22 protein-coding genes are annotated in these 25,873 nt (G+C 74.0%); 14 read left to right on the forward strand and 8 right to left on the reverse strand.

Annotation, left to right across the window (positions count from 1 at the left end):
• Window positions 1-175 precede the first annotated feature (175 nt).
• Window positions 176-1,660 carry a hypothetical protein gene (locus ACZ4U4_RS18890; protein ID WP_467875359.1) on the forward strand — a complete coding sequence of 495 codons (1,485 nt, stop codon included), beginning with the start codon at window positions 176-178 and terminating at the stop codon, window positions 1,658-1,660.
• Between the two features lie 162 nt (window positions 1,661-1,822).
• Here the strand turns inward: ACZ4U4_RS18890 and ACZ4U4_RS18895 are convergent, their stop codons facing one another.
• Window positions 1,823-2,179, reverse strand: a complete 357-nt coding sequence (locus tag ACZ4U4_RS18895; RefSeq protein ID WP_345083378.1) for a HesB/IscA family protein — start codon at window positions 2,177-2,179, stop codon at window positions 1,823-1,825.
• A gap of 357 nt (window positions 2,180-2,536) precedes the next feature.
• Here ACZ4U4_RS18895 and nadA point away from each other — a divergent pair, with 357 nt between their 5' ends.
• Window positions 2,537-3,727, forward strand: a complete 1,191-nt coding sequence (nadA, locus tag ACZ4U4_RS18900; protein ID WP_467875363.1) for a quinolinate synthase NadA — start codon at window positions 2,537-2,539, stop codon at window positions 3,725-3,727.
• Between the two features lie 84 nt (window positions 3,728-3,811).
• Here the strand turns inward: nadA and ACZ4U4_RS18905 are convergent, their stop codons facing one another.
• The gene (locus tag ACZ4U4_RS18905; RefSeq protein ID WP_467875366.1) at window positions 3,812-3,973 is read right to left on the reverse strand and encodes a hypothetical protein; all 162 of its coding nucleotides are present in this window, start codon (window positions 3,971-3,973) and stop codon (window positions 3,812-3,814) included.
• A 198-nt stretch (window positions 3,974-4,171) separates the two neighbouring features.
• Here ACZ4U4_RS18905 and ACZ4U4_RS18910 point away from each other — a divergent pair, with 198 nt between their 5' ends.
• Entirely contained in the window at window positions 4,172-5,059 is an 888-nt protein-coding gene (locus ACZ4U4_RS18910) for an MBL fold metallo-hydrolase (protein WP_467875369.1), read from the forward strand.
• A 152-nt stretch (window positions 5,060-5,211) separates the two neighbouring features.
• On the opposite strand, the gene ACZ4U4_RS18915 is transcribed toward ACZ4U4_RS18910, so the two are convergent.
• From ACZ4U4_RS18915 to ACZ4U4_RS18935, 5 genes are all read right to left on the reverse strand, one after another.
• A complete protein-coding gene (locus tag ACZ4U4_RS18915; protein ID WP_467875371.1) occupies window positions 5,212-8,388 on the reverse strand; it encodes an efflux RND transporter permease subunit in 3,177 nt (1,058 codons plus the stop codon).
• A 229-nt stretch (window positions 8,389-8,617) separates the two neighbouring features.
• A complete protein-coding gene (locus ACZ4U4_RS18920) occupies window positions 8,618-9,304 on the reverse strand; it encodes a response regulator (RefSeq protein ID WP_467875373.1) in 687 nt (228 codons plus the stop codon).
• A complete protein-coding gene (locus ACZ4U4_RS18925; RefSeq protein ID WP_467875375.1) occupies window positions 9,301-10,575 on the reverse strand; it encodes a sensor histidine kinase in 1,275 nt (424 codons plus the stop codon). The genes ACZ4U4_RS18920 and ACZ4U4_RS18925 overlap by 4 nt, the downstream gene beginning before the upstream one ends.
• 93 nt (window positions 10,576-10,668) lie before the next feature.
• The gene (gene pspAA, locus ACZ4U4_RS18930) at window positions 10,669-10,947 is read right to left on the reverse strand and encodes a PspA-associated protein PspAA (RefSeq protein ID WP_467875377.1); all 279 of its coding nucleotides are present in this window, start codon (window positions 10,945-10,947) and stop codon (window positions 10,669-10,671) included.
• A gap of 57 nt (window positions 10,948-11,004) precedes the next feature.
• The gene (locus ACZ4U4_RS18935) at window positions 11,005-11,802 is read right to left on the reverse strand and encodes a PspA/IM30 family protein (RefSeq protein WP_467875379.1); all 798 of its coding nucleotides are present in this window, start codon (window positions 11,800-11,802) and stop codon (window positions 11,005-11,007) included.
• Between the two features lie 287 nt (window positions 11,803-12,089).
• Between ACZ4U4_RS18935 and ACZ4U4_RS18940 the strand changes: the two genes are divergently transcribed.
• Entirely contained in the window at window positions 12,090-12,686 is a 597-nt protein-coding gene (locus tag ACZ4U4_RS18940) for a DUF3043 domain-containing protein (protein ID WP_467875380.1), read from the forward strand.
• A 104-nt stretch (window positions 12,687-12,790) separates the two neighbouring features.
• Window positions 12,791-13,546, forward strand: a complete 756-nt coding sequence (locus tag ACZ4U4_RS18945) for a class I SAM-dependent methyltransferase (RefSeq protein ID WP_467875383.1) — start codon at window positions 12,791-12,793, stop codon at window positions 13,544-13,546.
• A 78-nt stretch (window positions 13,547-13,624) separates the two neighbouring features.
• On the opposite strand, the gene ACZ4U4_RS18950 is transcribed toward ACZ4U4_RS18945, so the two are convergent.
• Entirely contained in the window at window positions 13,625-13,837 is a 213-nt protein-coding gene (locus tag ACZ4U4_RS18950) for a hypothetical protein (RefSeq protein WP_467875385.1), read from the reverse strand.
• Window positions 13,838-14,013: 176 nt separating this feature from the next.
• Here ACZ4U4_RS18950 and ACZ4U4_RS18955 point away from each other — a divergent pair, with 176 nt between their 5' ends.
• The 9 genes from ACZ4U4_RS18955 to ACZ4U4_RS18995 all read left to right on the forward strand — a co-directional run bounded on the left by ACZ4U4_RS18955 (window position 14,014) and on the right by ACZ4U4_RS18995 (window position 25,692).
• Window positions 14,014-15,357, forward strand: coding sequence for a bifunctional adenosylcobinamide kinase/adenosylcobinamide-phosphate guanylyltransferase (locus tag ACZ4U4_RS18955; RefSeq protein ID WP_467875387.1), 1,344 nt, complete (start codon window positions 14,014-14,016; stop codon window positions 15,355-15,357).
• Window positions 15,358-15,419: 62 nt separating this feature from the next.
• On the forward strand, window positions 15,420-16,226 hold the full coding sequence (locus ACZ4U4_RS18960) for a class I SAM-dependent methyltransferase (RefSeq protein WP_467875389.1): 807 nt from the start codon (window positions 15,420-15,422) through the stop codon (window positions 16,224-16,226).
• Between the two features lie 144 nt (window positions 16,227-16,370).
• Window positions 16,371-17,417, forward strand: coding sequence for a nicotinate-nucleotide--dimethylbenzimidazole phosphoribosyltransferase (gene cobT / locus ACZ4U4_RS18965; RefSeq protein ID WP_467875391.1), 1,047 nt, complete (start codon window positions 16,371-16,373; stop codon window positions 17,415-17,417).
• Between the two features lie 182 nt (window positions 17,418-17,599).
• Window positions 17,600-18,319, forward strand: a complete 720-nt coding sequence (locus ACZ4U4_RS18970) for a hypothetical protein (protein ID WP_467875393.1) — start codon at window positions 17,600-17,602, stop codon at window positions 18,317-18,319.
• A 44-nt stretch (window positions 18,320-18,363) separates the two neighbouring features.
• Complete coding sequence (locus tag ACZ4U4_RS18975; protein WP_467875396.1) at window positions 18,364-19,224, forward strand: adenosylcobinamide-GDP ribazoletransferase; 861 nt, start codon at window positions 18,364-18,366, stop codon at window positions 19,222-19,224.
• Between the two features lie 451 nt (window positions 19,225-19,675).
• Complete coding sequence (locus tag ACZ4U4_RS18980) at window positions 19,676-21,223, forward strand: leucyl aminopeptidase (RefSeq protein ID WP_467875400.1); 1,548 nt, start codon at window positions 19,676-19,678, stop codon at window positions 21,221-21,223.
• Between the two features lie 391 nt (window positions 21,224-21,614).
• On the forward strand, window positions 21,615-23,003 hold the full coding sequence (lpdA, locus tag ACZ4U4_RS18985) for a dihydrolipoyl dehydrogenase (RefSeq protein WP_467875402.1): 1,389 nt from the start codon (window positions 21,615-21,617) through the stop codon (window positions 23,001-23,003).
• Between the two features lie 90 nt (window positions 23,004-23,093).
• Window positions 23,094-24,857 carry a 2-oxoglutarate dehydrogenase, E2 component, dihydrolipoamide succinyltransferase gene (gene sucB, locus ACZ4U4_RS18990; RefSeq protein ID WP_467875405.1) on the forward strand — a complete coding sequence of 588 codons (1,764 nt, stop codon included), beginning with the start codon at window positions 23,094-23,096 and terminating at the stop codon, window positions 24,855-24,857.
• 211 nt (window positions 24,858-25,068) lie between these two features.
• Window positions 25,069-25,692: a GntR family transcriptional regulator gene (locus tag ACZ4U4_RS18995; protein WP_467875407.1), complete on the forward strand. Its 624-nt coding sequence runs from the start codon at window positions 25,069-25,071 to the stop codon at window positions 25,690-25,692.
• Window positions 25,693-25,873 lie beyond the last annotated feature (181 nt).

Consider the following 25,873-nt stretch of genomic DNA (forward strand, 5'->3'; position numbering starts at 1 on the left):
GGGCCGGGCCTGGACGGCTGTGCGGCGCCCCGGCCTCCGGTTCCCGGCGCGCCGGCGGCGCGCGTCCCGTACCGCGCGCCCCGGGGAACCGCCCGTGCGCCCGCGCCGTCCCAAGGGTGTCCTCCTCGCGGAGGGCGGCACGACGGACGGATGGCGGAGCCGAAGGAGCGATGCGGTGAACAGCGAGGACACCACCCCCGAGGCGGTAGCGCCCCCGCGGTCGCGGCGGAGCCGGACCGCGGTCGTCTCGGTGGCCGCGGCGGTGCTGCTGGCCGGCGGCGGGGCCGCGTACTGGGCCGCGGCCGCCGGTGACGACGGAGGTCACGGCAGTGCGGGCGGGCCGCCGCCGCTGGTGCTCGACGGGTACCAGGGGCGCGGGCAGATCGCCGCCGGTGAGCCCAATCCGCAGGGCGCGGCGTACCGCGCGGTGAAGGCGCTGCCGGACGGGCCCGGTTCCGCGCCGGTGTACCGGCCGCACGGCACTGTCACGCCGGAAGCGGTGAAGCGGCTGGCGAAGGCGTTGGATGTGGCCGGAAAGGTCCGGTCGGAGGGGACCAGCTGGAAGGTGGGCGGGCCGACGCACGACGGCCGGGGCCCGGTGCTCCAGGTGACCAAGACCGGCTCGGGCTCGTGGACGTACTCCGCGTACGGCACGCCCGGCGGCACCAACTGTGCACTGCCCGCGTCCCCCAAGGGCGGGGCGGAGGGTGCGTCGGAGCAGCCGGGGTGCCCGTCGTACCGGGGCGGGCCGGACGCCGCGACGCAGGACGACGGCAGCGGTGCGGGTGCGGTGTCGCAGAAGGAGGCGGAGCGGGCGGTGCGGCCGGTGCTGGCGGCGCTGGGCCAGTCCGACGCCCGGCTGGATGCGCACGGGCTGTCGGGTGCGGTGCGGACGGTGCGGGCCGATCCGGTGCTCGGCGGGTTGCCGACGTACGGCTGGCAGAGCGATCTCCAGGTCGGCGCGGACGGTCAGGTGGTCGGCGGCAGCGGGCAGTTGGCGCGGCCGGTGAAGGGGGCGGAGTATCCGGTGCTGAGTGCGGACCGGACGCTGACGCGGCTCAACTCCCGCGACGGGAGCCACACTCCGGGCGACTGCCCGTCGTCGGACGCGGCGCCGGGGAAGTCCGGCGGGATCGCGCCGTGCAAGCCCGCGCCGACGCGGGCGCAGCAGCCGGCCGGGGTGACCGGCGCGGTCTTCGGGCTGTCGGTGCAGTACGTCTCGGGCGGCCAGGCGCTGGTGCCGTCGTGGCTGTTCACGGTGGTGCAGCCGGGTGCGGGCGGCGGCCCGGACGGGACGGCGACGGTGGCGCACCCGGCGGTGCAGCCGCAGTATCTGACGCATCCCGGCGACGGTCCCGCGAAGGGGTCCGGCTCGCCGTCCGGGGAGCCGGGTGCGATGGCGCTGGAGTCGTACGCGGTCTCCGACGGTGGCCGGAAGCTGACGCTGCACTTCTGGGGCGGGGTGTGCAGCACCTACGCGGTGCGGGCGCACGAGTCGGCGAAGGCGGTGCGGACGGAGATCACCGGCAAGGAGAAGAAGCCGGGCCAGGTCTGCGTGAAGATCGCGAAGGAGTTCACCCGGACCGTGACGCTGGAGCAGCCGCTGGACGGCCGGAAGGTGATCGACGCGTCGACCGGTGAGCCGGTGCCGGCGCGGTAGGGCGCGGGGTCCGGTCCGCCCGGGCCCCGGCCGTGCGGGCCGGCCGGATCTCCCCGTCCGGCCGGTCCGCGCGGCGGGGCCGGGCGGGCCGGGGCCCCAAGACTCCGGAAGGCGGCACCCGCGTGGGGTGCCGCCTTCCGGCGTCTGTCGTCCCGCAGCCGGTCAGCTGAAGGAGTCGCCGCAGGCGCAGGAGCCGGTGGCGTTGGGGTTGTCGATCGTGAAGCCCTGCTTCTCGATGGTGTCGACGAAGTCGATCGAGGCGCCGCCCAGGTACGGGGCGCTCATCCGGTCGGTGACGACCTTGACGCCGTCGAAGTCCTTGACCACGTCGCCGTCGAGCGAGCGCTCGTCGAAGAAGAGCTGGTAGCGCAGACCGGAGCAGCCGCCGGGCTGCACGGCGACCCGCAGTGCGAGGTCGTCGCGGCCCTCCTGCTCCAGCAGGGCCTTCACCTTCGACGCGGCCGCGTCGGACAGGATGATGCCGTCACTGACGGCGGCCTTCTCGTCCTGAACGCTCATCTACATCTCTCCCGGGTTGTACGGACCGCTTGTCAACGGATGCAACCAACTGCAACCGGCGTCGTCCCGGATTAATTCCGGCTGCACGCGTGGTGGGTCGGGCCCTTCCGGGTCGTCCCGGCCGGGCTCCGCTGACCTTCCTCTCCTCATGCTCGCACACCCGCGCGCGAGGTCGCCGTGACGCCCGGGGATCGGCGGGTACGGATGCGTCACATCGACACTATGGCCATCGTCAAAGTGACGTGAAGCGGATATGATAGATAACGTCAAATAGACGAAAAGGGTCTCGGTGGTACTCCGCCGAGGCCCCCGGTGCGGCCCCGCCGCGCCCGCCGAGGAGAAGAGAGGGTGCGTGTCGTGACCACCGCCCAGCCCCTGGATGTAACGCCGACCCCGCTGGCGCTGCTGCTGCTCGGCCGCGAGGCCGATCCGAAGAGCGAGCGCGGCGTGGAGTGTCCCGGCGATCTGCCGGCCCCGTCCGATCCGGATCTGGTCGCCCGCGCCCGCGCGGCCAAGGCGGCGCTCGGGGACAAGGTGTTCGTGCTGGGTCACCACTACCAGCGCGACGAGGTGATCGAGTTCGCCGATGTCACCGGCGACTCCTTCAAGCTCGCGCGGGACGCCGCCGCCCGCCCGGACGCCGAGTACATCGTCTTCTGCGGTGTGCACTTCATGGCGGAGTCCGCCGACATCCTCACCGGCGACGACCAGCAGGTGATCCTGCCGGACCTGGCGGCCGGCTGCTCGATGGCCGACATGGCCACCGCCGAGCAGGTCGCGGAGTGCTGGGACGTGCTGACCGAGGCGGGCGTGGCCGACCGGACCGTGCCCGTGTCGTACATGAACTCCTCCGCCGACATCAAGGCGTTCACCGGGCGGCACGGCGGGACGATCTGCACCTCGTCCAACGCGAAGCGGGCGCTGGAGTGGGCGTTCGCGCAGGGGGACCCCTCGTCCACCAAGGTGCTCTTCCTGCCCGACCAGCATCTGGGCCGTAACACCGCCGTCCGTGATCTGGGGATGTCCCTGGAGGACTGCGTGGTCTACAACCCGCACAAGCCGAACGGCGGGCTGACCGCCGAGGAGCTGCGGGCCGCGAAGATGATCCTGTGGCGCGGCCACTGCTCGGTGCACGGGCGGTTCTCGCTGGAGTCGGTGAACGACGTCCGCGCGCGCATACCGGGCGTGAACGTGCTGGTCCACCCCGAGTGCAAGCACGAGGTGGTGGCCGCCGCGGACCAGGTGGGTTCGACGGAGTACATCATCAAGGCGCTGGAGGCGGCGCCGGCCGGTTCGAAGTGGGCGATCGGCACCGAGCTGAACCTCGTCCGCCGGCTGGCGAACCGCTTCGCCCCCGAGGGCAAGGAGATCGTCTTCCTCGACCGGACGGTGTGCTTCTGCTCGACGATGAACCGCATCGACCTGCCGCACCTCGTCTGGGCGCTGGAGTCGCTGGTCGCCGGGAAAACCGTCAACCGCATCCAGGTCGACAAGGAGACCGAGCACTTCGCCAAGCTGGCGCTGGAGCGGATGCTGGCGCTGCCGTAGCCGCCGCGTGCCCGACGGGGCCGCGTCCGCCCGGAGATCCGGGTGGGCGCGGCCCCGTCCGGCGTCGGGACCCGGGCGCTCGGGTCAGGAGAAGACGAAGGCCAGCACGGCCAGGACGAGCAGCAGTGCCCAGGGCTCCCAGCGGGCGAGAAGGCGCAGCGTGTCGAGGCCCGGCAGGCTCCCGCCGGAGCCGCGCGACGCGCCGGAACTCGCCTCGGAGGTGTCGTCGTGGGTGTCGTCGCTCATCGCGCCATCGTAGCCACGGCCCGGCGGTGGCCGTCCGTACGAGGCGGGTCCCGGCAGCTGACCCGAGGGCCCGGATGAGAGCCCCCGTGGCCGGCCGGGGCAAGGGCCTGTCCCCCTTCCTCTTTCCCGGCGTGGTGCGGGAGGCTCGTGGCCCGGGTAGGTCAGGGGCCGGCGGGCAGCGGGGGCGAGGAGGCGGACGTGGACGGTACGGCGGACGGCGGGGACTGGTATGTGGACGGCCGGTGCACCAACTGCGATGTGGCGCGGCAGCTCGCGCCGGAGCTGATCGAGGAGATCGGCCGCCGGTCGGAGGTGGTGCGGCAGCCGCGCGACGCGGCGGAGGAACGGCAGCTGCACGCGGTGGCGTTCGCCTGTCCGACGCGGTCGGTGCGGCGGCGCGGCGGGCGGGTGGCGGCGGAGCGGGACCCGTTCCCGCTGCGGCTGGACGACGCGGTGCGCCTGTGCGGGCACAACTCGCCGCACACCGCGGGCGCCAACGCCTATCTGCTGCGGCGGCCCGGCGGGACGCAGCTGATGATCGACACCCCGCGGTTCGCCGAGACGCTGGCCGCCCGGTTCGAGACGGACGGGCCGGTGACCGATGTCCTGCTCACCCATCGGGACCACGCGGCGCACGGCCGCCGCTACGCCGACCGGTTCGGGGCCCGGCTCTGGATCCACGAGGGCGATCTGGACGCCTCGCCCGACGCGGACCAGGTGCTGCGCGGCACCGACCCGGTGACCGTCGCCGACGGGGTGGTCGCCCATCCGCTGCCCGGCCACACCCGGGGCAGCGTCCTCTACGTCGCGGACGAGCGGTACTGCTTCAGCGGCGACAGCTTCTTCTGGTCCCGGACCACCGGCGACCTCGAAATCGCGGAGAGCGTCACCTGGTACTCCGTCACGGAGCTGGCCGCCTCGCTGGCCCGGACCGCCGAGCGGCTGCGCTTCTCCTGGCTGCTCCCCGGGCACGGCGACCGCAGGCAGCTGCCGGAGGCGGAGATGGCCCGGCGGCTGCGGGAGCTGACCGACCGGGCGCAGCGGATGCGGCCGCGGCCGGTGGACTTCACGGCGCTGCGGTGGTGAGCGCGGGGCGGGCCGGGGCGCGCCCGGTGCTCAGGCGGGACGCCCGCTGAACGCCGCAGGAACGCCGCAGCCCCCGCGACCGCCGGATGCGGTCGCGGGGGCTGCGCGCTGACGTCATGTCACGCCGTCATGTCACGCCGTGCGGAAGGCCGTCAGACCCCCGCGGGCTCCGGTGCCCGGTCGTCCTCCGCTTCCGGGGTCGCGGCCGGGCCGCCGTCCTTGCGGGCCCGCTTGTCCGCCTTCTTCCGCGCCCGGCGCTCCTTGCGGAGTTCGATGATCGCGTAGAGCGTCGGGACGAGGAGGAGGGTGAGCAGGGTGGAGGTGATCAGACCGCCGATCACGACCACCGCGAGCGGCTGGGAGATGAAGCCGCCGTCGCCGGTGAGCGAGAGCGCCATCGGCAGCAGCGCCATGATCGTGGCGAGTGCGGTCATCAGGATCGGGCGGAGCCGGTGGCGGCCGCCCTCGATGACCGCCTCGACGACGCCGTGGCCCTGGGCCCGGTACTGGTTGATCAGGTCGATCAGCACGATCGCGTTGGTGACGACGATGCCGATGAGCATCAGCATGCCGATCATCGCCGGGACGCCCATCGGGGTGCCGGTGACCACCAGCAGACCGAGTGCGCCGGTGGCGGCGAACGGGATCGAGATCAGCAGGATCAGCGGCTGGACGATCGAGCGGAACGTCCCCACCAGCAGCAGGAAGACGATCGCGATGGCCGCCAGCATGGCCAGGCCCAGCTTGCCGAACGCGTCGGACTGGTCCTGGGAGACGCCGCCGACGGTCGCGGTGGCGCCGGACGGCAGCTTCAGCCCGTTGATCTCGCTCTGCAGCTTGGCGGAGACCGCGCCGGTGTTGTCGCCGGTGGGCTTGGCGGTGACGGTCGCCGAGCGGGCGCCGTCGATCCGGGTCATCTGCACCGGGCCGGCCACGGTCTTGACGGTGGCGAGGTCGCCGAGGCGGGCCATCCCGGACGGGGTCGGCAGCGGCAGGCCCTTCAGCTCGGCCTCGGTGGTCGCCGGGTGGGCCGACTTGATGACCACGTCGCGCTCGGTGTCGTCGAGGACCGCCTTGCCGCTGGGGGTGCCGCTCACGGCCTGGGCGACGGCCTGGCCGAGGGTGGCCTGGGTGTAACCGGCCGCGGCGGCCTTGTCGTTGGGCGTCACGGAGATCCGCGGCACCGACTGCGAGAGGTCGCTGCGGACGTCGGTGACGTCGTCGAGACCCGCGACCGCCTTGCGGACCTGCTCGCTCGCCTTGGCCAGGACACCGGCGTCACCGGCCTTGACGACCACGCTGAGGTCCTGGTTGCCGAAGCCGCCGCCGCCCGCGCTGACCGAGGTGGTGCCGGCGGACCGGCCGAGCTTCGCCAGATCGGCGCGGAGGTCCTCGGTGACCTGGTCGGAGTCGGCCGCGTCCTTCAGCTTGACCTGGTAGGTGGCCTGGTTGGCGGCGGAGCCGCCGCCGAAGGCCGCCATCATCCCGGAGGAGCCGACGGTGACCTGGTAGTCCGCCACCCGCTTGTCGGCGGCGAGGATCTTCTCGATCCGCTTGGCCTGGGCGTCGGTCGCGCCGAGGCTGGTGCCCGGCTTCAGCTCCTGCTTGATGCTCAGGGTGTCCTGCTGGCCCTGGTCGAAGAAGGTGGTCTTGAGCAGCGGGGCCATGCCGAAGGTGGCGATCAGGACCGCCACGGCGATGAGCAGGCTGACCGCGCGGCGGCGGGTGGCGAACCGCAGCACCGGTACGTACATCCGCTGCAGTGCGCTCTTCGCCTCCTTCTCCTCGGCCTCGCGGCGCAGCTGCTCGACGTCGGTGCCCTCGGGGAGTTCGGGGGCGCGCAGGAACCAGTACGACAGGACCGGCACCACGGTCAGCGAGACCAGCAGCGAGGCGAGCAGCGCGACGGTGACGGTGAGCGAGAAGGAGCCGAAGAGGGCGCCGACCATGCCACCGACCACGCCGATCGGGAGGAAGACCGCGACGGTGGTGAGGGTGGAGGAGGTGATCGCGCCGGAGACCTCCTTGACCGCGTTGATGATCGCGTCGCGGCGCTCCTCGCCGTAGCCGAGGTGCCGCTTGATGTTCTCCAGGACGACGATCGAGTCGTCGACGACCCGGCCGATGGCGATGGTCAGACCACCCAGGGTCAGCATGTTCAAGGAGAGGTCGCCGACCCACAGCACGATCAGGGTGAGGACCACGGAGAGCGGGATGGAGACCGCGGTGACCAGCGTCGAGCGCAGGCTCAGCAGGAAGACCAGGATCACGATCACGGCCATGACCAGGCCGAGCAGCCCCTCGGTGGTCAGCGACTCGATGGACTTGGAGACCTGCGGGCCCTGGTCCGAGGCGATGGTGACGCTGGCGCCGGCACCCAGGTCCTTGCGGATGGTGTCGAGCTTGTCCTTGACCGCGTCGGAGATGGCGACGGCGCTGCCGTCCTGGCTCATCGTCACGGTGACGGAGAGGCTGGGCTTCCCGTCGGTGCGGGTGATCGACGTCGGGGTGGCCGAGGTCTCCGCGACGGTGGCGAGGTCGCCGAGGCGGGCCGGCTTGCCGCCCTGGCTGCCGGCCGCACCGGCCGCCGGGGCCACCATCAGGTCCTTGATCTGCTGCACGGAGGTGAAGCCGGTGCCGACCTGCACGGTCTTGCTGCGGCCGTCCTCGGCGAAGGCACCGGCGGGCACCGAGGCGCCGCCCGCCTGGAGCGCCTGACCGAGCGCCGCGCCGTTGAGGCCCGCGGCGGCCATCTTCTTCTCGTCCGGGGTGACCGCCACGATCCGGTCCTGGACGCCGCCGACGTTGACCTGGCCGACGCCGTCGATGTTCTTCAGGTCCGGGACGACCGTACGGTCGAGCTGGTCGGCGAGGCTCTGCTGGTCCCGCTCGGTGGAGGAGACGGCGAGGACGACCGTGGGCAGGTCGTCGGTGCCGCCGGAGACCACCTGCGGGTCCACGTCCTTCGGCAGCTTCGCCCGGGCCCGGTTGACGGCCTGCTGGACGTCGGCGACGAGGGTCTTGGATTCGTTGCCGTAGTCGAACGACGCCATGATCACACCGGCGCCCTCGCTCGACGTGGAGGTGACGCTCTTGATGCCGTTGACCGCCTGGATGCCGTTCTCCAGCGGCTCGACGACCTGCTTCTCGACGACATCGGGCGAGGCGCCCTGGTACGGCGCGACCACGGAGACCATCGGCAGGTCGATGGAGGGCAGAAGCTGCTGCTTGAGCTGCGGGATCGCGAGGGCGCCGAAGGCGATCGCGACGATGGATATCAGCGCTATCAGGCCGCGTTGCACGAGGCTGATGCGGGACAGCCAGGACATGGGTGAGGGTCCTTCTTCTGTTCTGGAGGGGGCGGCGGTGAACGGATCGGGTGACGGCCGGGCGGCAGCCGCGCTCAGCGGACCTGCGGCTCCCGGCCGTTCGGGCGTCGGCGGGCACACACGGAGTGGCCCGAATACACCTTCGGCCATGCAACGGCCGATTTTCCTCGCTCCCAGGTCGGTTTCCGCAGACGGGGCGTACCGCGATCGGAGTACGCCCCTTGCGCGCTCACTGCACCCGTGGGCGTACGAGCCCGGTCTCGTACGCGGTGACCACCAACTGGGCCCGGTCGCGGGCGCCGAGCTTGGCCATCGCGCGGTTCACGTGTGTCTTCACCGTCAACGGGCTGACCTGGAGCCGGGTGCCGATCTCGTCGTTGGACAGGCCCCCGGCGACATGCACCAGGACCTCCCGTTCGCGGCCGGTGAGGGTGGCCAGCCGCCGGGCGTCGTCGGAGCGGTCGCCGAGGGCGGGCGTGTCCTCCCCCTGGGCGAGGAACTTCGCGATCAGGCCCTTGGTCGCGGCCGGGGAGAGCAGCGCCTCGCCGGCGGCGGCGATACGGATCGCGGCGATCAGCTCGTCCGGCTCGGCGCCCTTGCCGAGGAAGCCGCCGGCCCCCGCGCGCAGCGCCCGGACCACGTAGTCGTCGACCTCGAAGGTCGTCAGGATCACCACGCGGACGCCGGACAGCTGCGGGTCCTCGCTGATCAGCCGGGTCGCGGCGAGGCCGTCGGTGCCGGGCATCCGGATGTCCATCAGGACCACGTCGGGCACGGTGGTGCGGGCCAGCTCGTACGCCTGGGCGCCGTCGGACGCCTCGCCGACGACCTCCATGTCCGGCTCCGAGTCGACCAGCACCCGGAACGCGCTGCGCAGCAGCGCCTGGTCGTCGGCGAGCAACACCTTGATCGTCACAGCGGGGTCCCTTCCGAACCGGCGGGGTGCAGAGGAAGGGTGGCACGCACCTGGAAGCCGCCCGCCGGCCGGGTCCCGGTGGCGACGGTGCCGCCCAGCGCCTGGACCCGCTCGCGCATCCCGATCAGCCCGTGGCCGCCGCCGGGCCCCCCGCCGTCGGAACCGGTCCGGGCGCGCGGCACCGGGGGCCGTCCGGCGCCGTCGTCCAGCACCGTGACGGTGAGCGCGGCCTCGGTGCGGACGATGCGGACCGCCGCCCGGGCGCCGTCGCCCGCGTGCTTGCGGACGTTGGTCAGCGCCTCCTGGACGACGCGGTAGACGGTGAGGTCGGCGGAGGCGGGCAGCCCCTGGGCGGAGGCCGGTGCCTGGAGGTCGACGGGGAGCCCGGCGCGGACGAAGCCGTCGATGAGCTGGTCGAGGACGCCGAGGCCGGGCGCGGGCTCGGTGGGCGCGGTCGGGTCGTCGGACTGGCGCAGCAGCCCGACGGTGGCACGCAGCTCGCCGAGGGCCGAGCGGGACGCCTCCCGGACGTGCGCCAGGGCCTGTTTCGCCTGGTCGGGCCGGGTGTCCATGACGTGTGAGGCGACGCCTGCCTGGACGTTGACGAGCGCGATGTGGTGGGCGACGACGTCGTGCAGCTCCCGGGCGATGCGCATCCGCTCCTCGGCGACGCGGCGGCGGGCCTCCTCCTCGCGGGTGCGTTCGGCGCGTTCGGCGCGTTCGTGGATGGCGTCGATGTAGGCGCGGCGGCTGCGGACCGCGTCGCCGGTCGCGGCGGCCATCCCCGTCCAGGCGATGATCGCGAGGTTCTCCTGGGAGTACCAGGGGCCGGGCCCGAAGAGCATCGCGGCGGCGGTCAGCGCGGCGCCGGTCAGCACGCCGACCCGCCAGGTGGTGGGGCGGTCGGTGCTGGCGGCGAGGGTGAAGAGCGCGAGGATCGCCGCCCCGGCGACCGGGGCGCGGGAGTCCCCCGTCTCGGTGACCAGCTCGACGAGGGTGAGCACGCTGGTGACGGCGAGGACGGTGCGCGGGGCGCGACGGCGTGCCACCAGTGCGGTGCAGGCCAGGACGGCGAGGACGGCGGTGGCGAGGGCCGGCGGGTGGCCGACGAGGCGCGGGCCCGGCGGACCGTGCCGGTGGGCGACCGCGCCGAAAAGGATCGCGGCGAGGGCGCAGACCGCGACGGCGGCGTCGAACGCCAGGGGGTGCGTCCGGTGCCACTGGAAGCGGCCGGGACGCGGGGCTTCCCGGCCGGTGTCGGGAGGAGTCACGAGAGCACACGGTAGCGCCCCGGCCCACCGAGGGGCCGGGGCGCTGTCCGTCTGCGCTGGAGTGGGCGCCCGGGGCAGGGGCGCCGACCGGTGTCAGCCGGGGATGAGCCCGTCGTCGCTGAGCATCTCGCGGACCTCGTCGAGCGTGGCGTCCTGCCCGGGCAGGATCAGCTCGGACGGTTCGAGGGCGTCGTCGGGTAGCGGCTTGCCCAGCCGGCGCACCGCGTCGAGCAGGGCGCCCAGCGTTCGGCGGAAGCCCTCCTCGTCACCGCTCTCCATCTCGGCGAGCAGTTCGTCGTCCAACGCGTTGAGCTCGGTGAAGTGGACGTCGTCCAGCTTCACCTGGCCCTCCCCCATGATCCGTACGATCACGACGGTCTCCCTCGTGTGCGGTCCGGCGATCCCTGTGAGGCTATCCGCCGATGACGGTCACTGCTTGTCGAAACGCGGCTGGTCCTGGGGGGCCGAGGGCTGTGCCTGACCGCCCTGACCACCTTCGATGGCCTGCTGTCCGGCGGAGGAGCCACCGGCCAGCTCGGCCTTCATCCGCTGCAGCTCCAGCTCGACGTCGCTGCCGCCGGAGAGGCGGTCCAGCTCGGCCGTGATGTCGTCCTTGGCCATACCGGTCGGGTCGTCGAGTGCGCCGGAGGCGAGCAGCTCGTCGATGGCACCGGCGCGCGCCTGCATCTGCGCGGTCTTGTCCTCGGCACGCTCGATGGCGAGGCCGACGTCGCCCATCTCCTCGGAGATGCCGGAGAACGCCTCCCCGATCTGGGTCTGCGCCTGGGCGGCGGTGTACGTCGCCTTGATCGTCTCCTTCTTGGTGCGGAAGGCGTCGACCTTGGCCTGCAGCCGCTGGGCGGCCAGCGTCAGCTTCTCCTCCTCGCCCTGGAGGTTCTGGTGCTGCGTCTGCAGGTCGGTGACCTGCTGCTGCACCGCGCTGCGACGCGAGAGCGCCTCACGGGCCAGGTCCTCGCGGCCGAGCGCGAGCGCCTTGCGGCCCTGGTCCTCCAGCTTGGCGGACTGCCCCTGGAGCTGGTTGAGCTGCAGCTCCAGGCGCTTGCGGGAGGTCGCCACGTCGGCGACGCCGCGGCGCACCTTCTGGAGCAGCTCCAGCTGCTTCTGGTACGAGTAGTCGAGGGTCTCGCGCGGGTCCTCGGCCCGGTCCAGGGCCTTGTTGGCCTTCGCGCGGAAGATCATCCCCATCCGCTTCATGACACCGCTCATGGGCCTCGCGCGCCCCCTTCTGACCGAATTACCTCGGGCGTTGGACTCCAGCACACCTACAGACCCCACAGTACGGGCCCTGGTTCCATTACCGCACTGTTCGGGGCCGGATGTGCTCCTCCTCCAGGACGAGGATTTCTCCCGCACAGGGTGGAGACGGCGTCACCGGGCGCCGTCACCGTGCCCGTTTGGTCCCGTTACAGCGGGTACGGCCGGTCCGTACCGTTGCCGGATCGTGCCCCCTCGGACCGCCGCTCCTCTTCGCCGACCCCGTACCCTTGGGTGTTGTGTTCCGAAGCCGTTCGAAGGATGAGCAGGCCGCGACCGCCAAGGTGACCGCGGACCAGCCCCAGCAGCCCCGCGACCCGCAGGCCCCCAAGGGCCGCCCGACGCCGAAGCGCAGCGATGCGCAGGCCAACCGCCGTACCCGTGCGCACACGCCGGCCAACCGCAAGGATGCGGCGAAGGCGCAGCGTGAGGCGCGCCGCGCCGACATGGCCAAGCAGCGCGAGGCCATGGCCAACGGCGATGAGCGTTATCTGCCCGTGCGTGACAAAGGTCCGGTGCGGCGTTTCGCCCGTGACTACGTCGACTCGCGCTGGTGTGTCGCCGAGTTCTTCCTGCCGATGGCAGTGATCATCCTGGTGCTCACCATGATCCGGGTGCCGCAGATCCAGAACGTGGCGCTGCTGCTCTGGCTCGTGATCATCGTGCTGATCGTGCTGGACTCCGTCGGCATCTGGCTCCGTATGGGCAAGCAGCTCAAGGAGCGCTTCCCGGACGAGAGCCACCGGGGCGTCAAGGCGTACGCGGTGATGCGCACGCTCCAGATGCGCCGGCTGCGGCTGCCGAAGCCGCAGGTCAAGCGCGGAGAGCGGCCCTGACCGCGACCGACGCCGCCACGGTGCCCCATCCGGAGGCGGCTGCCCTGACCGTGCCCGCCCAGCCGGCCGCTCCCGCGGAGCCCGTCACCCCTGCCCCTCCCGTCGTGCCCGCCGCGCCCGTGGTGCGGCCGTCGGTGCGGCAGGAGCTGCTGGGGCGGCAGATCGAGGAGCAGATCGCCGGGCGGTTCCCCGTCGGGCAGCGGCTGCGGGTGCTCGACGCCGGGACGGGTGACGGTGTGCAGGCGCTGCGGCTGGCGCGCGCCGGGCACCACGTCACCGCACTGGAGCAGGACCCGGGCGCCCTGGAGGGCGTCCGGGCGGCGCTGACGGCCGAGCCGGACGGCATCCGGGAGCGGGTGCGGCTGGTCGAGGGCGACGGCCGGGACACCGGCGGGCACTTCCTGCCGGGCTCCTTCGACGTGGTGCTCTGCCACGGACTGCTGAGCGGCGCGCGGGACCCGGACGCCCATCTGGCGGGCCTCGCGCGGGTACTGGCCCCCGGTGGCCTGCTCTCCCTCGTCGTCCGCAACACCGGCGCCGCCGCGATGCGGCCCGGGCTCGCCGGGGACTGGCACGGCGTCCTCGCCGCGTTCGAGGCGCCCGAGGGCGAGCGGCGGTCGGGGCTCGACGCGCTGACCGCGTCGTTGGCCGGGATCGGTGCGCCGCTCCAGGAGTGGTACGGCGTCGGCGTCTTCACGGACGCCTCGGCCGACGCGGCGCCGCAGGTGCCCGCCCAGGGCGGTGCGGACGGTGCGCGGCGGCGGGAGCTGCTGCTGAGTGCCGAGGAGCGGGCCGGGCGGAGCGATCCGTACCGTACGGTCGCCGGGCTGCTGCATCTGTGCGGTGTGCGGGGCGGCTGACGCCCCCGGTGTGCACGTCACGAGGCCCGCGGCCCCCGGTGCAGGGGGGCGCGGGCCTCGTCGTGTGCGGGATGGCGCTCAGTCGTCGGCGGCGTGGAGGCTCATCGGGCCCGCGTAGATCTCGGTGCCGTCCTCGAAGAGACGGACCTGGTCGACGCCGCCGTCGCGCAGCGCCCGCCACTCCTCGCCGATCCAGGATTCGGCGTCGCCCTGGGTCGTGAATTCCTCCGGCTGCACGGACGGCGCCGTCTCCGTACCGTCCGCCGTCTCGAACCGCCACGTCCACGCCATGTCCGCCTCCTGGGTGCCTGGGCGCGGCGGGAGGTGCCGGGGCCCCGTCCGCCGTGCCGTGATGTGCTGCTGAGCGTGTTGTCCTGCTGGTCGTACGTGGTGCCGGTCAGAGCCTATCGGCCGTGTCGAGAGGTCCCCGGCGCGCTGTCGGGCCGGGCCCGGGGGAAAATCGCCGCGTGGAACTGACACTGCTCGGCACCGGAGCCCCCCAGGGGCTGCCGCGCCCCGGCTGCCCGTGTGCGGCCTGCGCCACCGCCGTCGGCGACGAGGCGCGGGCGGCGACCTCGCTGCTGATCGACGGCGCGCTGCTCATCGATCTCACCCCCGGCCCGGCGTTCGCCGCCGCCCGCGCCGGCCAGTCGCTGGCGGGGGTGCGGCAGGTGCTGCTGTCGCATCCGCACGACGGTCCGGCGCTGGAGGTCCCGGCGGGGCTCCCGCAGCCGGGGCGGGTCGCGGACGGGCGGGAGCTGGCGCTGCTGGACGGGCACCGGGTGCGGGCCATCGCGGTGGACATCCCCGGTACCGGCTACGAGATCGGCGGCGGGGGCGGTGAGCGGCTGCTGTACCTGCCGCCGGGCGCCGCGCCCGCGGGGCCGGTCAACGGCGCGGCGGCCGGCGGTTACGAGGCGATGGGCGGCACCGGCCCGTACGACCTGGTGCTGCTGGACGTCATCGGGCGGCCGGACGCGCTGGCGCGGCTGCGGGCGAGCGGGGCGGTGGACGCGGCGACCGATGTGCTCGCCGTCCACCTCGACCACACGGTGCCGCCGGGCCCTGAGCTGCACCGCAGGCTGGCCGCGGCGGGGGCGCGGGCGGTGCCGGACGGGACGACGCTGGTGGCCGGGGAGTTCCCGGTGGGGGCGCCGCCGGAGCTGCCGCGGCGGACGCTGGTGCTGGGCGGTGCGCGCAGCGGCAAGTCGGCGGAGGCCGAGCGGCGGCTGGCGGCCTTCCCGGACGTGCTGTACGTGGCGACCGGCGGCACCCGGGAGGGCGACACGGAGTGGGCGCACCGGGTGGCGCTCCACCGCGAGCGGCGGCCCCCGGGGTGGCGTACCGCCGAGACCTGCGATCTGGTGCCGCTGCTGACGGGTGAGGAGCAGGACGCGGCGGGCGGTCCGCTGCTCGGTCCGGCGCCGGAGCCGGGGGCCGGGCGGCGGGCGGGGCCGGGCGGCGACGACGCGGCCGACCGGGTCTTCGACGCGTCGCCGCTGCTGATCGACTGTCTGGCGCTGTGGCTGACGCACGCCATGGACGAGGTCGGGGCGTGGGACGACGCGGCGTGGGAGGCCGGGGGGCGGCGGGCGCTGCGGGAGCGGACGGATGCGCTGGTGGCGGCCGTCCGGGCGACGCGCAGGCAGGTGGTGGCGGTGAGCAACGAGGTCGGGTCCGGGGTGGTGCCGGCGACCCCGGCCGGGCGGCGGTTCCGGGACGAACTGGGGCGGCTGAACGCGGCGTTCGGCGCCGAGTGCGAGCAGGTGCTGCTGGTCGTCGCCGGGCAGCCGCTTGCGCTGCGCGGATGACGCGGGGCCGGTGGGGCACGTGTCCGCTTGCCCGGCGGCCCGGTGGCGGGTGCTCTTGAACGGTGACCGATTCCGAGCTGACGGAGCCGACCGGGCGGACGGGGCCGGGTTCCGCCGCCCCCGTCGGGGCGTGCCACCGGGGCGCGCCGCGGGCCCACGCACCTACCGCGGGGGCCGGGGCGCGGGCGCCGCGGGATCCCGGGGCGGTCGATCCGCCCGGGGTGCGGGCGGCGGGGCGGCGCGGCCGGTGCGTGGACGCGGCGGTGCGGGCGTATGTGGCGCGGCACCCGGAGGCGACGGTGGTGGCGCTCGGCGAAGGGCTGGGCACCGGCTACTGGCGGTTGGACAACGGGCGGCTGCGCTGGCTGTCGGTGCTGTCGCCGGAGACCGCGGCGGTGCGGCGGATGCTGCTGCCGGACGGGGTGCGGCGCCGCACGCTGGTGCGTGCGGCGGACGGCACCGGCTGGCTGGACGCGGTCGGGGAGCCGTCCCGCGGGGTGATCGTGACGGCGCCGGGGCTGCTGATGCGGCAGCCGCCCGGGGAGGTGCGGGCGCTGCTGGCGGCGTGCGCGGAGCGGCTGCCCGGCGGGGCGCTGGTCTTCGACGCGCTGCCGCGGCGGGCGGCGGCGGTGGCCCGCCGGTTCCCGGTGCCGGCCGCCGGGCCGCTGCCGGGCCCGGTGCGCTGGTGTCTGGAGCGCGGTCAGCTGGCGGCGCTCGCCGCGGTGCATCCGGCCATCGCGTCGGTACGGGAACTGCCGCCGCCGGTCGGAGGGTTGGCGCTGCCGGGGGCGGCGGGCGGGTACGGGCAGCGGTTCCCGGTGCTGCGTGCGTGGGCGCCGATGGTGTGCGAGGTGCGGTTCGCGCGGTAGGGAGGTGCCGCCTCCGGGGGCGGCCGAGCGGCGCGGCACCGCCCCCGGCCTGCGGTGGGTGCGGTGGCGGGTGGTGTGCCTCCGGTGGTACGGGGTGCGCTCCGGGCGCGTCGGCGGGGCGCGGTTGCCGGTAATCTGCGCCGAATGAGCGCCCTGAATCTCGATGACTTCGCCCACCTGATCGAGCGCCCCGACGGCGGCGCGCGCCGTGACGCCGAGGAGCGGCGGGCGCGTCTCGCCCTGCCGCCCGGTGCGCTGGGCCGCCTGGACGAGCTGGGCGAGTGGCTGGCCGCCACCCAGCGGCAGGTGCCGGTGCGGCCGCTGGAGCGCGCCCGGGTGCTGCTCTTCGCCGGTGACCACGGGGTCGCGGAGCTGAACGTCTCCGGGCGCCCGGCGGGCGGCACGAAGGACCTCGTACGGGCCGCGCTGGACGGCAGCAGTCCGGCGGCGGTGCTGGCCCGCGGCGCCGGGGCCGGGCTGCGGGTGATCGACATGGCGGTGGACTGCGCCGTCGAGGAGCTGCCCGCCGAGGTCACCCGGCACCGGGTGCGGCGCGGTTCGGGGCGGATCGACATCGAGGACGCGCTGAGCGCCGAGGAGGCCGAGGCGGCGTTCCGGGCCGGGATGGCGGTCGCCGACGAGGAGGCCGACGCCGGGACGGACCTGGTGGTGCTGGGCGATCTGAGCGTCGGCGGCACGACCGCGGCGTCGACGCTGATCGCCGCGCTCTGCGGGACGGATGCGTCGGTGGTGACCGGCCGCGGCGGTGCCGGGATCGACGACCTGGCGTGGATGCGCAAGTGCGCGGCGATCCGCGACGCGCTGCGCCGGGCCCGTCCGGTCCTCGGCGACCAGCTGGCGCTGCTGGCCACCGCCGGGGGCGCCGATCTGGCGGCGATCACCGGGTTCCTGCTGCAGAGCGCGGTGCGCCGGACGCCGGTGATCCTCGACGGGGTGGTGTCGGCGGCGTGCGCGCTGGTGGCGCAGCGGGTGGCGTTCCGCGCGCCGGACTGGTGGCTGGCCGGGCAGCTCAGCGGCGAACCGGCGCAGGCCAAGGCGCTGGACCGGATCGCGCTCAACCCGCTGCTCGACCACGGCGTCACAGCCGGCGAGGGAACGGGCGCCCTGCTGGCGCTGCCGCTGGTCCGGGCGGCCGCCGACCTGGCGGCGCAGCTTCCGGTCCGCGACTGACGGCGGCCGCCCGGACCTCTCCCGCGTGTCGCCGCGTCGATTCGCCCGTCCGCGCCCCGGTGAAATGCCGGAGGCCGCCGGTCGGCCGGGCCATGCTCGGGGCGGTGCGGGGCCGCGCGGCGGCCTCCGGACGGGAGAGGCGGTACGGGCGCGCCGCGCCGTGAGCAGCAGGGGAGCAACCGATGAGCGAGCCGGTCCGGGCCGGTGTGGTGCGCCGTGCCGTGGCGGCCGAGTGGGGTCCGCTGTGGCGGGCCGTACGGGGGCCGTTGGCGGCGCGCGGGCTGCGGGCGATCCCGCTGACGCTGGCGTCGGTGACGCTGACACTGGTGCTCCAGATCGTGCAGAACCAGCCGTGGGGGCAGGGACCGGTGCAGGCGGCCGGGGCGCCGACCGCCGGGACGCCGCTCTGGCTCGCGCTGCTGCGCACCCCGCTCTCGCTCTTCGTCCCGGCGCTCGATCTGCCGGTGTGGGGCGCGTTGGCGCAGGTCCTGGTGGTGTTCGGGATCGCGGAGGTGACGCTGGGCCGGTGGCGGACGCTGGCGATGGCGTACACCGCGACGCTCGCCGGGACGCTCTACGCACGGCTGGGCATCCGGCTCGGGCCGGGCACGCCGATCGGGCTGCCGCCCGGGGACGCCTGGGTGGTGGACACCGGGCCGTCGGCCGCGGTGGTGGGTCTGGCGGTGTTCGTGTGCTGGCGGCTGCGGGCGCGGGTGACGTGTGCGCTGGTGGTGGCGGCGATGGTCGGTGAGGTGGTGTTCGTCAAGAACAACCTCGCGGGCAAGGAGCACATCGCGGCGGTCGCGGCGACGCTGCTGGTCTGCCTGGGCTGGGAGCTGGCGGCGCGGCGCCGCCGGGCGGCCGGGGCGCCCGGTGCCGGTGCGGCCGAGCGGTCGCGGTGAGGGCGGCGCGGCGGGCGCCCCGGCCGCTGGGTTAGCCTGCCGCGATGACCGATGCGCCCGATTCCGCCGCCCCCACGCCCGCAACGACACCGCCCGGCGGCCGGGCCGGTGCCGGGGACGCGTTGCGGTTCGCCTTCGGGACGCTGACCGTGCTGCCGGTGCGGGTGCGCCGCTGGGACCGGGCGGCGGCGCGCGGCGGGATGCTCTGCGCACCGCTGGCCGGGCTGGTTGTCGGGGTGGGTGCGGCGGCGGTCGGTACGGCGCTGCTCGCGCTGGGCGGCTCGCCGTTGCTCGCCGCGACCGGCTCCGCCGCGGTGCCCGCCGCGCTCACCCGCGGCCTCCATCTGGACGGCCTCGCGGACACCGCCGACGGTCTGGGCAGCGCCAAGCCGCCCGAGGACGCGCTGCGCATCATGAAGCAGTCCGACATCGGCCCGTTCGGTGTGATCACCCTGCTGCTCGCGCTGGTGGCACAGGTGGCGGCGCTGTCCGGGCTGTACGCGGACGGCTGGGTCCGCGGCGCGGTGGCCGCCGTCGTCTCGGCGACCGTGGCGCGCTGCGCGCTGACCCTCGCCTGCCGCCGGGGGGTGCCCGCCGCGCGGCCGGAGGGGCTGGGCGCCGCGGTGGCCGGGGCGGTGCCACGCGGTGCGGCGGCCGGGTGCGCGGTGCTGGTCGGTGCGGCGGCGGCCGGGCTCGGCGCCACCGGCGGCCCGTCCGGTGCGGTGCACGCCGCGGTGGCGGTGGCGGTGGCGGTGGCCGTCGCCGAGGGGCTGCTGCGGCACTGCCGGCGGCGGCTGGGCGGGGTGACGGGCGATGTGTTCGGGGCGCTCGCGGAGACGGCGGCGCTCACCGCGCTGGTGGTTCTGGCGCTAGGGGGTGTCTTCCCGGTCTTCGCGGGGTCGTGACGCCTGGCACCGCACCTCGCCGCGTTGTCGCCCCACCCACGGACACCCAGTCCGTGGGAGGGGCTCCGCCTTGCGATGCACGGCACCAGACGCCACGCCCTGCCCCACGAAGACCGGGAAGACACCCCCTGGGCTGAGTCCCTGCGAGGGCGCCGTTCAGGGGCCGTTGGCGCCGCCGCCGCGTGCGGCGTCACTGTGGCGCCGCTCTCATTCCGGGTGCGGAACAAGCCGTTCGCCCGCTTTGCACCGGCCTTCCGTACCGGCTGGAAAACCCTCAACTCCCCTGTCACAACAGGGTCGTTGGGTCGCACGGGCACCGTCCGCGCAGGCGGCGGGGATCGGACCTCCGCCGTCGCTCCCCGTTCCGTGCGGGCGCCCCGAGCGTAGGCTCGGCCGCACGCCGCTCCCTGAGCGCGAACGGATCCCCGGACGGAACAGGACTTTCATCACCGTGACTGCACTGACCCTCAGTACTTCTTCCGCCGCAACGGCGCGCGCGGATGCCGTCGTCGTGGGCGTGGCCAAGGGCGCCAAGGGCCCCGTGCCCGCCACCGGCGCCGAAGCCGTGGACGAGGCGTTCGGCGGCAAGCTCGCCGCCGTCCTGGAGACTCTCGGCGCGACGGGTGCCGAGGGCGAGGTGACCAAGCTGCCCGCCGCCGACGGCCTCAAGGCGCCGGTCGTGCTGGCGGTCGGCCTCGGCGCCGCACCGGCCAAGGGCGAGACGTACGACAACGAGACGCTGCGCCGCGCCGCGGGCAGTGCCGCCCGTGCGCTGAACGGCACGAAGAAGGCGGCCTTCGCGCTGCCGCTGGAGGACGCCGAGGCGGCCGCCGCGGTCTCCGAGGGCGCGCTGTTCGGCGCGTACGCCTTCACCGCGTTCCGCAGCGACGCCGCCCCGGCCAAGGGCAAGAAGGGCGCGAAGGCCGGTAACGACTCCTCGGCCCCGCTCGCGGAGGTCACCCTGGTCGGCGGCAAGCCGCGGGACAAGGAGTTCAAGGCGGCGACCGAGCGCGCCCAGGTGCTGGCGGCGGAGATCCACCGCGCCCGCGACCTGGTCAACACCCCGTCCAACTCGCTGAACCCGAAGTCCTTCGCCGCCGAGGCGCAGGCCGCGGCCAAGGAGTTCGGCCTCAAGGTCGAGGTGCTGGACGAGAAGGCGCTGAAGAAGGGCGGCTTCGGCGGTCTGCTCGGCGTCGGCCAGGGCTCGGACGCCCCGCCGCGCCTGGTGCGCATCGCGCACACCCACGCCAAGGCCGAGAAGACGCTCGCGCTGGTCGGCAAGGGCATCACGTACGACTCGGGCGGCATCTCGCTGAAGCCGGCCGGGCACAACGAGACGATGAAGTGCGACATGGCCGGTGCCGCCGCGGTGTTCGCCACCGTCGTCGCCGCGGCCCGCCTGGGCCTGGAGGTGAACGTCACCGGTTGGCTGGCGCTCGCCGAGAACATGCCGTCGGGCAACGCCACCCGCCCCGGTGACGTGCTGACGATGTACAGCGGCAAGACGGTCGAGGTGCTCAACACCGACGCCGAGGGCCGGCTGGTGCTCGCCGACGCGCTGACCCGCGCGTCGGAGGAGGAGCCGGACGCCATCGTGGACGTCGCGACGCTCACCGGCGCGATGGTGCTGGCGCTGGGCAACCGCACCTTCGGGGTCATGGCGAACGACGACGCGTTCCGCACCACGATCCACGAGATCTCGGAGGAGGTCGGCGAGCAGTCCTGGCCGATGCCGATGCCCGCCGAGCTGCGCAAGGGCATGGACTCCCCGGTGGCGGACATCGCCAACATGGGCGAGCGGATGGGCGGCGGCCTGGTCGCCGGTCTGTTCCTGAAGGAGTTCGTCGGCGAGGGCATCACCTGGGCCCACCTCGACATCGCGGGCCCGGCGTTCCACGAGAGCGCGCCGTACGGCTACACGCACAAGGGCGGCACCGGCTCCTCGGTCCGCACCCTGCTGCGGCTGGCCGAGCGCACCGCCTCGGGCGACCTGGGCTGAGCCCGCTCCCTCACGCGCCGACGGCCCCGGGCTTCACCGTCCGGGGCCGTCGGCGCGCCACGGGTGACCACGATCCGGGCGCCCCGCGGGAGCGGTGGGTGCCCCGCCCTACGGAGTGGCGTTCGCCCTCAACGAAATCCGCAGGGCGCGCCGCCGCGCTTCCCAGGTGGCGGTTGGCGCCGCCTACGCCCGAGTAACCCCGTGAGAGACGGCTCACGTACCACCGCCAGGCCCGGCCCGCCGTCCCAGCTTCACCGAACAAGTGCGAAGATGGGTTCTCGGCAGGACAGGGCCCCCCTTACCCAGGGCCGACGTGAAGAGCGGCCGAACCACAGCCGCCGACCGGTCATCGGAGACCGGTTCCGGCGTACCCATGCATGGAGGACGTGACGTGGCGAACGACGCCAGCACCGTTTTCGACCTAGTGATCCTCGGTGGCGGCAGTGGCGGTTACGCCGCGGCCCTGCGCGGGGCGCAGCTGGGCCTGGACGTCGCCCTGATCGAGAAGGGCAAGGTCGGCGGTACCTGCCTGCACAACGGCTGCATCCCCACCAAGGCGCTGCTGCACGCCGGTGAGATCGCCGACCAGGCCCGCGAGAGCGAGCAGTTCGGTGTCAAGGCCACCTTCGAGGGCATCGACATCGACGCCGTCCACAAGTACAAGGACGACGTCATCTCCGGCCTCTACAAGGGCCTGCAGGGGCTGATCGCCTCCCGCAAGGTGACCTACATCGAGGGCGAGGGCAAGCTCTCCTCGCCGACCTCCGTCGACGTGAACGGCCAGCGCGTGACCGGCCGCCACGTCCTGCTGGCGACCGGCTCCGTGCCGAAGTCGCTGCCGGGTCTGACCATCGACGGCGACCGCATCATCTCCTCGGACCACGCGCTGAAGCTGAACCGCGTGCCGAAGTCCGCGATCGTCCTGGGCGGCGGCGTCATCGGCGTCGAGTTCGCCTCGGCGTGGAAGTCCTTCGGCACCGACGTCACCATCGTCGAGGGCCTCAAGCACCTCGTCCCGGTCGAGGACGAGAACAGCTCCAAGCTGCTGGAGCGCGCCTTCCGCAAGCGCGGCATCAAGTTCAACCTCGGCACCTTCTTCGACAAGGCCGAGTACACCGCCGACGGCGTCAAGGTGACCCTGGCCGACGGCAAGAGCTTCGAGGCCGAGGTCCTGCTGGTCGCGATCGGCCGCGGGCCGGTTTCGGCGGGCCTGGGCTACGAGGAGCAGGGCGTCGCCATGGACCGCGGCTACGTCCTGGTCGACGAGTACATGCAGACCAACGTTCCGACGATCTCGGCCGTCGGCGACCTCGTCCCCACCCTCCAGCTCGCGCACGTCGGCTTCGCCGAGGGCATGCTGGTGGCGGAGCGGCTGGCGGGTCTGAAGACCGTGCCGATCGACTACGACGGCGTGCCGCGCGTGACGTACTGCCACCCCGAGGTCGCCTCGGTGGGCATCTCCGAGGCGAAGGCCAAGGAGCTGTACGGCGCCGACAAGGTCGTCACGCTGAAGTACAACCTCGCGGGCAACGGCAAGAGCAAGATCCTGAAGACCACGGGCGAGATCAAGCTCGTCCAGGTCAAGGACGGTGCCGTGGTCGGCGTCCACATGGTCGGTGACCGTATGGGCGAGCAGGTCGGTGAGGCCCAGCTGGTCTACAACTGGGAAGCCCTGCCGGCCGAGGTTGCGCAGCTCGTTCACGCGCACCCGACGCAGAACGAAGCTCTCGGGGAGGCCCACCTGGCGCTGGCCGGCAAGCCCCTCCACTCCCACGACTGACCCTCAGTCCCGGGCGCGACCACATCCGCACCTCCCCGCGGGCCGACACCGGCCCGCGCGGGAAACCATCCGTTAGGAGCAACAGAAACCATGGCGGTTTCCGTATCCCTTCCGGCGCTCGGCGAGAGCGTCACCGAGGGCACCGTCACCCGCTGGCTCAAGGCCGAGGGTGAGCGCGTCGAGGCCGACGAGCCCCTGCTGGAGGTGTCGACCGACAAGGTCGACACCGAGATCCCCGCCCCCGCCTCGGGCATCCTCGCGGCCATCAAGGTCGCCGAGGACGAGACCGTGGAGGTCGGCTCCGAGCTGGCCGTCATCGACGACGGCTCCGGCGCCCCCGCCCCCGGTGCAAGCACCGGCTCCACTGGAGCGGCTGACGCCGCGCAGCCGACTGCGGCCGCCGCCGAGGCCCCCGCCGCCGAGCCGCAGCCCGAGCCGGCGGCCGAGGCCCCGGCCCCCGCCGCCGCCCCGGCGGGTGGCGCCTCCGGTACCGACGTCACGCTGCCCGCGCTGGGCGAGTCGGTCACCGAGGGCACCGTCACCCGTTGGCTGAAGGAGGTCGGCGAGGAGGTCTCGGAGGACGAGCCCCTGCTGGAGGTCTCCACCGACAAGGTCGACACCGAGATCCCGGCGCCGGTCTCCGGCACCCTGCTGGAGATCCTGGTGGCCGAGGACGAGACCGCCGAGGTCGGCGCCAAGCTCGCCGTCATCGGCTCGGCCGCCGCGGCGCCCGCCGCCCCGGCTGCTCCGGCCGCCCCGGCCCCGGCTCCGGCTCCGGCCGCCCCCGCGGCTCCGGCGCCCGCGCCCGCCGCCCCGGCCGCCCCGGCCCCGGCTCCGGCCGCGCCCGCCGCTCCGGCTCCGGCCCCCGCGGCCCCGGCCGCCCCGGCGCCGGTCACCCCGGCTCCGGCCGCCGGTGAGGGCGACGGCGCGTACGTCACGCCGCTGGTGCGCAAGCTCGCCGCGGAGAACGGCGTCAACCTCGCCACGGTCAAGGGCACCGGCGTCGGTGGCCGCGTCCGCAAGCAGGACGTCATCGCCGCCGCGGAGGCCGCCAAGGCCGCCGCCCCGGCTCCGGCCGCCCCGGCCGCTGCCTCGTCGGCGCCGGCCGCCCCCGTCATCGAGGCGTCGCCGCTGCGCGGTCAGACGATCAAGATGCCGCGGATGCGCAAGGTCATCGGCGACAACATGATGAAGGCCCTGCACAGCCAGGCGCAGCTCACCAGCGTGGTCGAGGTGGACGTCACCAAGATCATGCGGATGCGCAACAAGGCCAAGGACGCCTTCGCGCAGCGTGAGGGCGTCAAGCTCTCCCCGATGCCGTTCTTCGTCAAGGCCGCTGTCCAGGCGCTGAAGGCCCACCCGGTCGTCAACGCCCGGATCAACGAGGACGAGGGCACGATCACCTACTTCGACACCGAGAACGTCGGTATCGCGGTGGACGCGGAGAAGGGCCTGATGACCCCGGTCATCAAGGACGCCGGCGACCTCAACATCACCGGTATCGCCAAGAAGACCGCCGACCTCGCCGGCAAGGTCCGCTCCAACAAGATCACCCCGGACGACCTCGCCGGAGCCACGTTCACCATCTCGAACACCGGCTCCCGCGGCGCGCTCTTCGACACCGTGATCGTGCCGCCGAACCAGGTCGGCATCCTCGGTATCGGCGCCACCGTCAAGCGCCCCGTGGTCATCAACCACCCCGACCTCGGCGAGACCATCGCCGTCCGGGACATGACCTACCTGGCGCTCTCCTACGACCACCGTCTGGTGGATGGCGCGGATGCCGCCCGTTACCTGACCACGGTCAAGCAGATCCTGGAGGCCGCCGAGTTCGAGACCGAGATCGGTCTCTGAGCGAGGCGCGACCAGCGCGTGCAACGGCCCCGTCCGGGTTCTCCCGGGCGGGGCCGCTCGCGTTCCCGACCGCGTTCTCCCTGGTGGGCGCCGCACCGGAACCGGAGGGCCGTGAGCCACACCACGTGTGATCCAGGTCCCGCGGCCCCGCCCGGCGACGACCACGCCCCGTATCGTCTCCGTCACCACCCCACCCGCGAGGAGCACCGTCATGACCCCGCCCGTCGTCCATTCGCTGCGCGAGCAGATCCGCGAGCACATCCTTGAGGGGATCGTCCGCGGCAGGTGGCAGCCCGGCGAACGGATCGTGGAGCGGCGGATCGCGGCGGAGCTGGAGGTCAGCCAGACGCCGGTGCGGGAGGCGCTGCGGGAGCTGGAGTCGCTGCGGCTGATCGAGTCGGCGCCGAACAAGGGCGTCCGGGTGCGGGACCTGACCCCCGCCGACCTCAAGGAGAGCTACCCCGTACGGGCCGGTCTGGAGCAGGTCGCGGCGGAGCTGGCGGCCGGTCAACTGGCCGAGGACACCGAGGCGCTGGAGCGCGAGGTGGAGCGGCTGCGGGAGGCGGACCGGGCGGGCGACGGCGAGGCGCAGGTGCGGCACACGGTGGCGTTCCACCGGGAGATCGTGCGGGCGGCCGGGAACGGCGTGCTGCTGCACACCTGGGAGTCGCTGGGGGTGGAGGTGTGGACGACGCTGTCGATCCGCTGGTTCAGCCCCGAGCCGCGCTCGCACGCCCAGGACCACCAGGAGATCGTGGACGCGTTCCGGCGCCGTGATCCGCGCATCGGTGCGCTGCTGCGGACACACGTACTGAGCTGCGCGCCGCGGGTCTGACCGGCGGGGAGCGGCGGGGCGGGGGCGGCCGTACGGCGGCGTTCCCGCCCGCTTTTCGTCTGGCACGCGGTGCCCGGATATGCGGCACCCCGTGCCGACCTGCGGTGATTCTCCCGGGCAGCGTTGATCGATCATCGATCAGGGGCGTATCGTCGCCCGCGGGGCGCGACACCCCTGCCTG

The organism is Streptomyces sp. NPDC029159 (assembly GCF_055564055.1).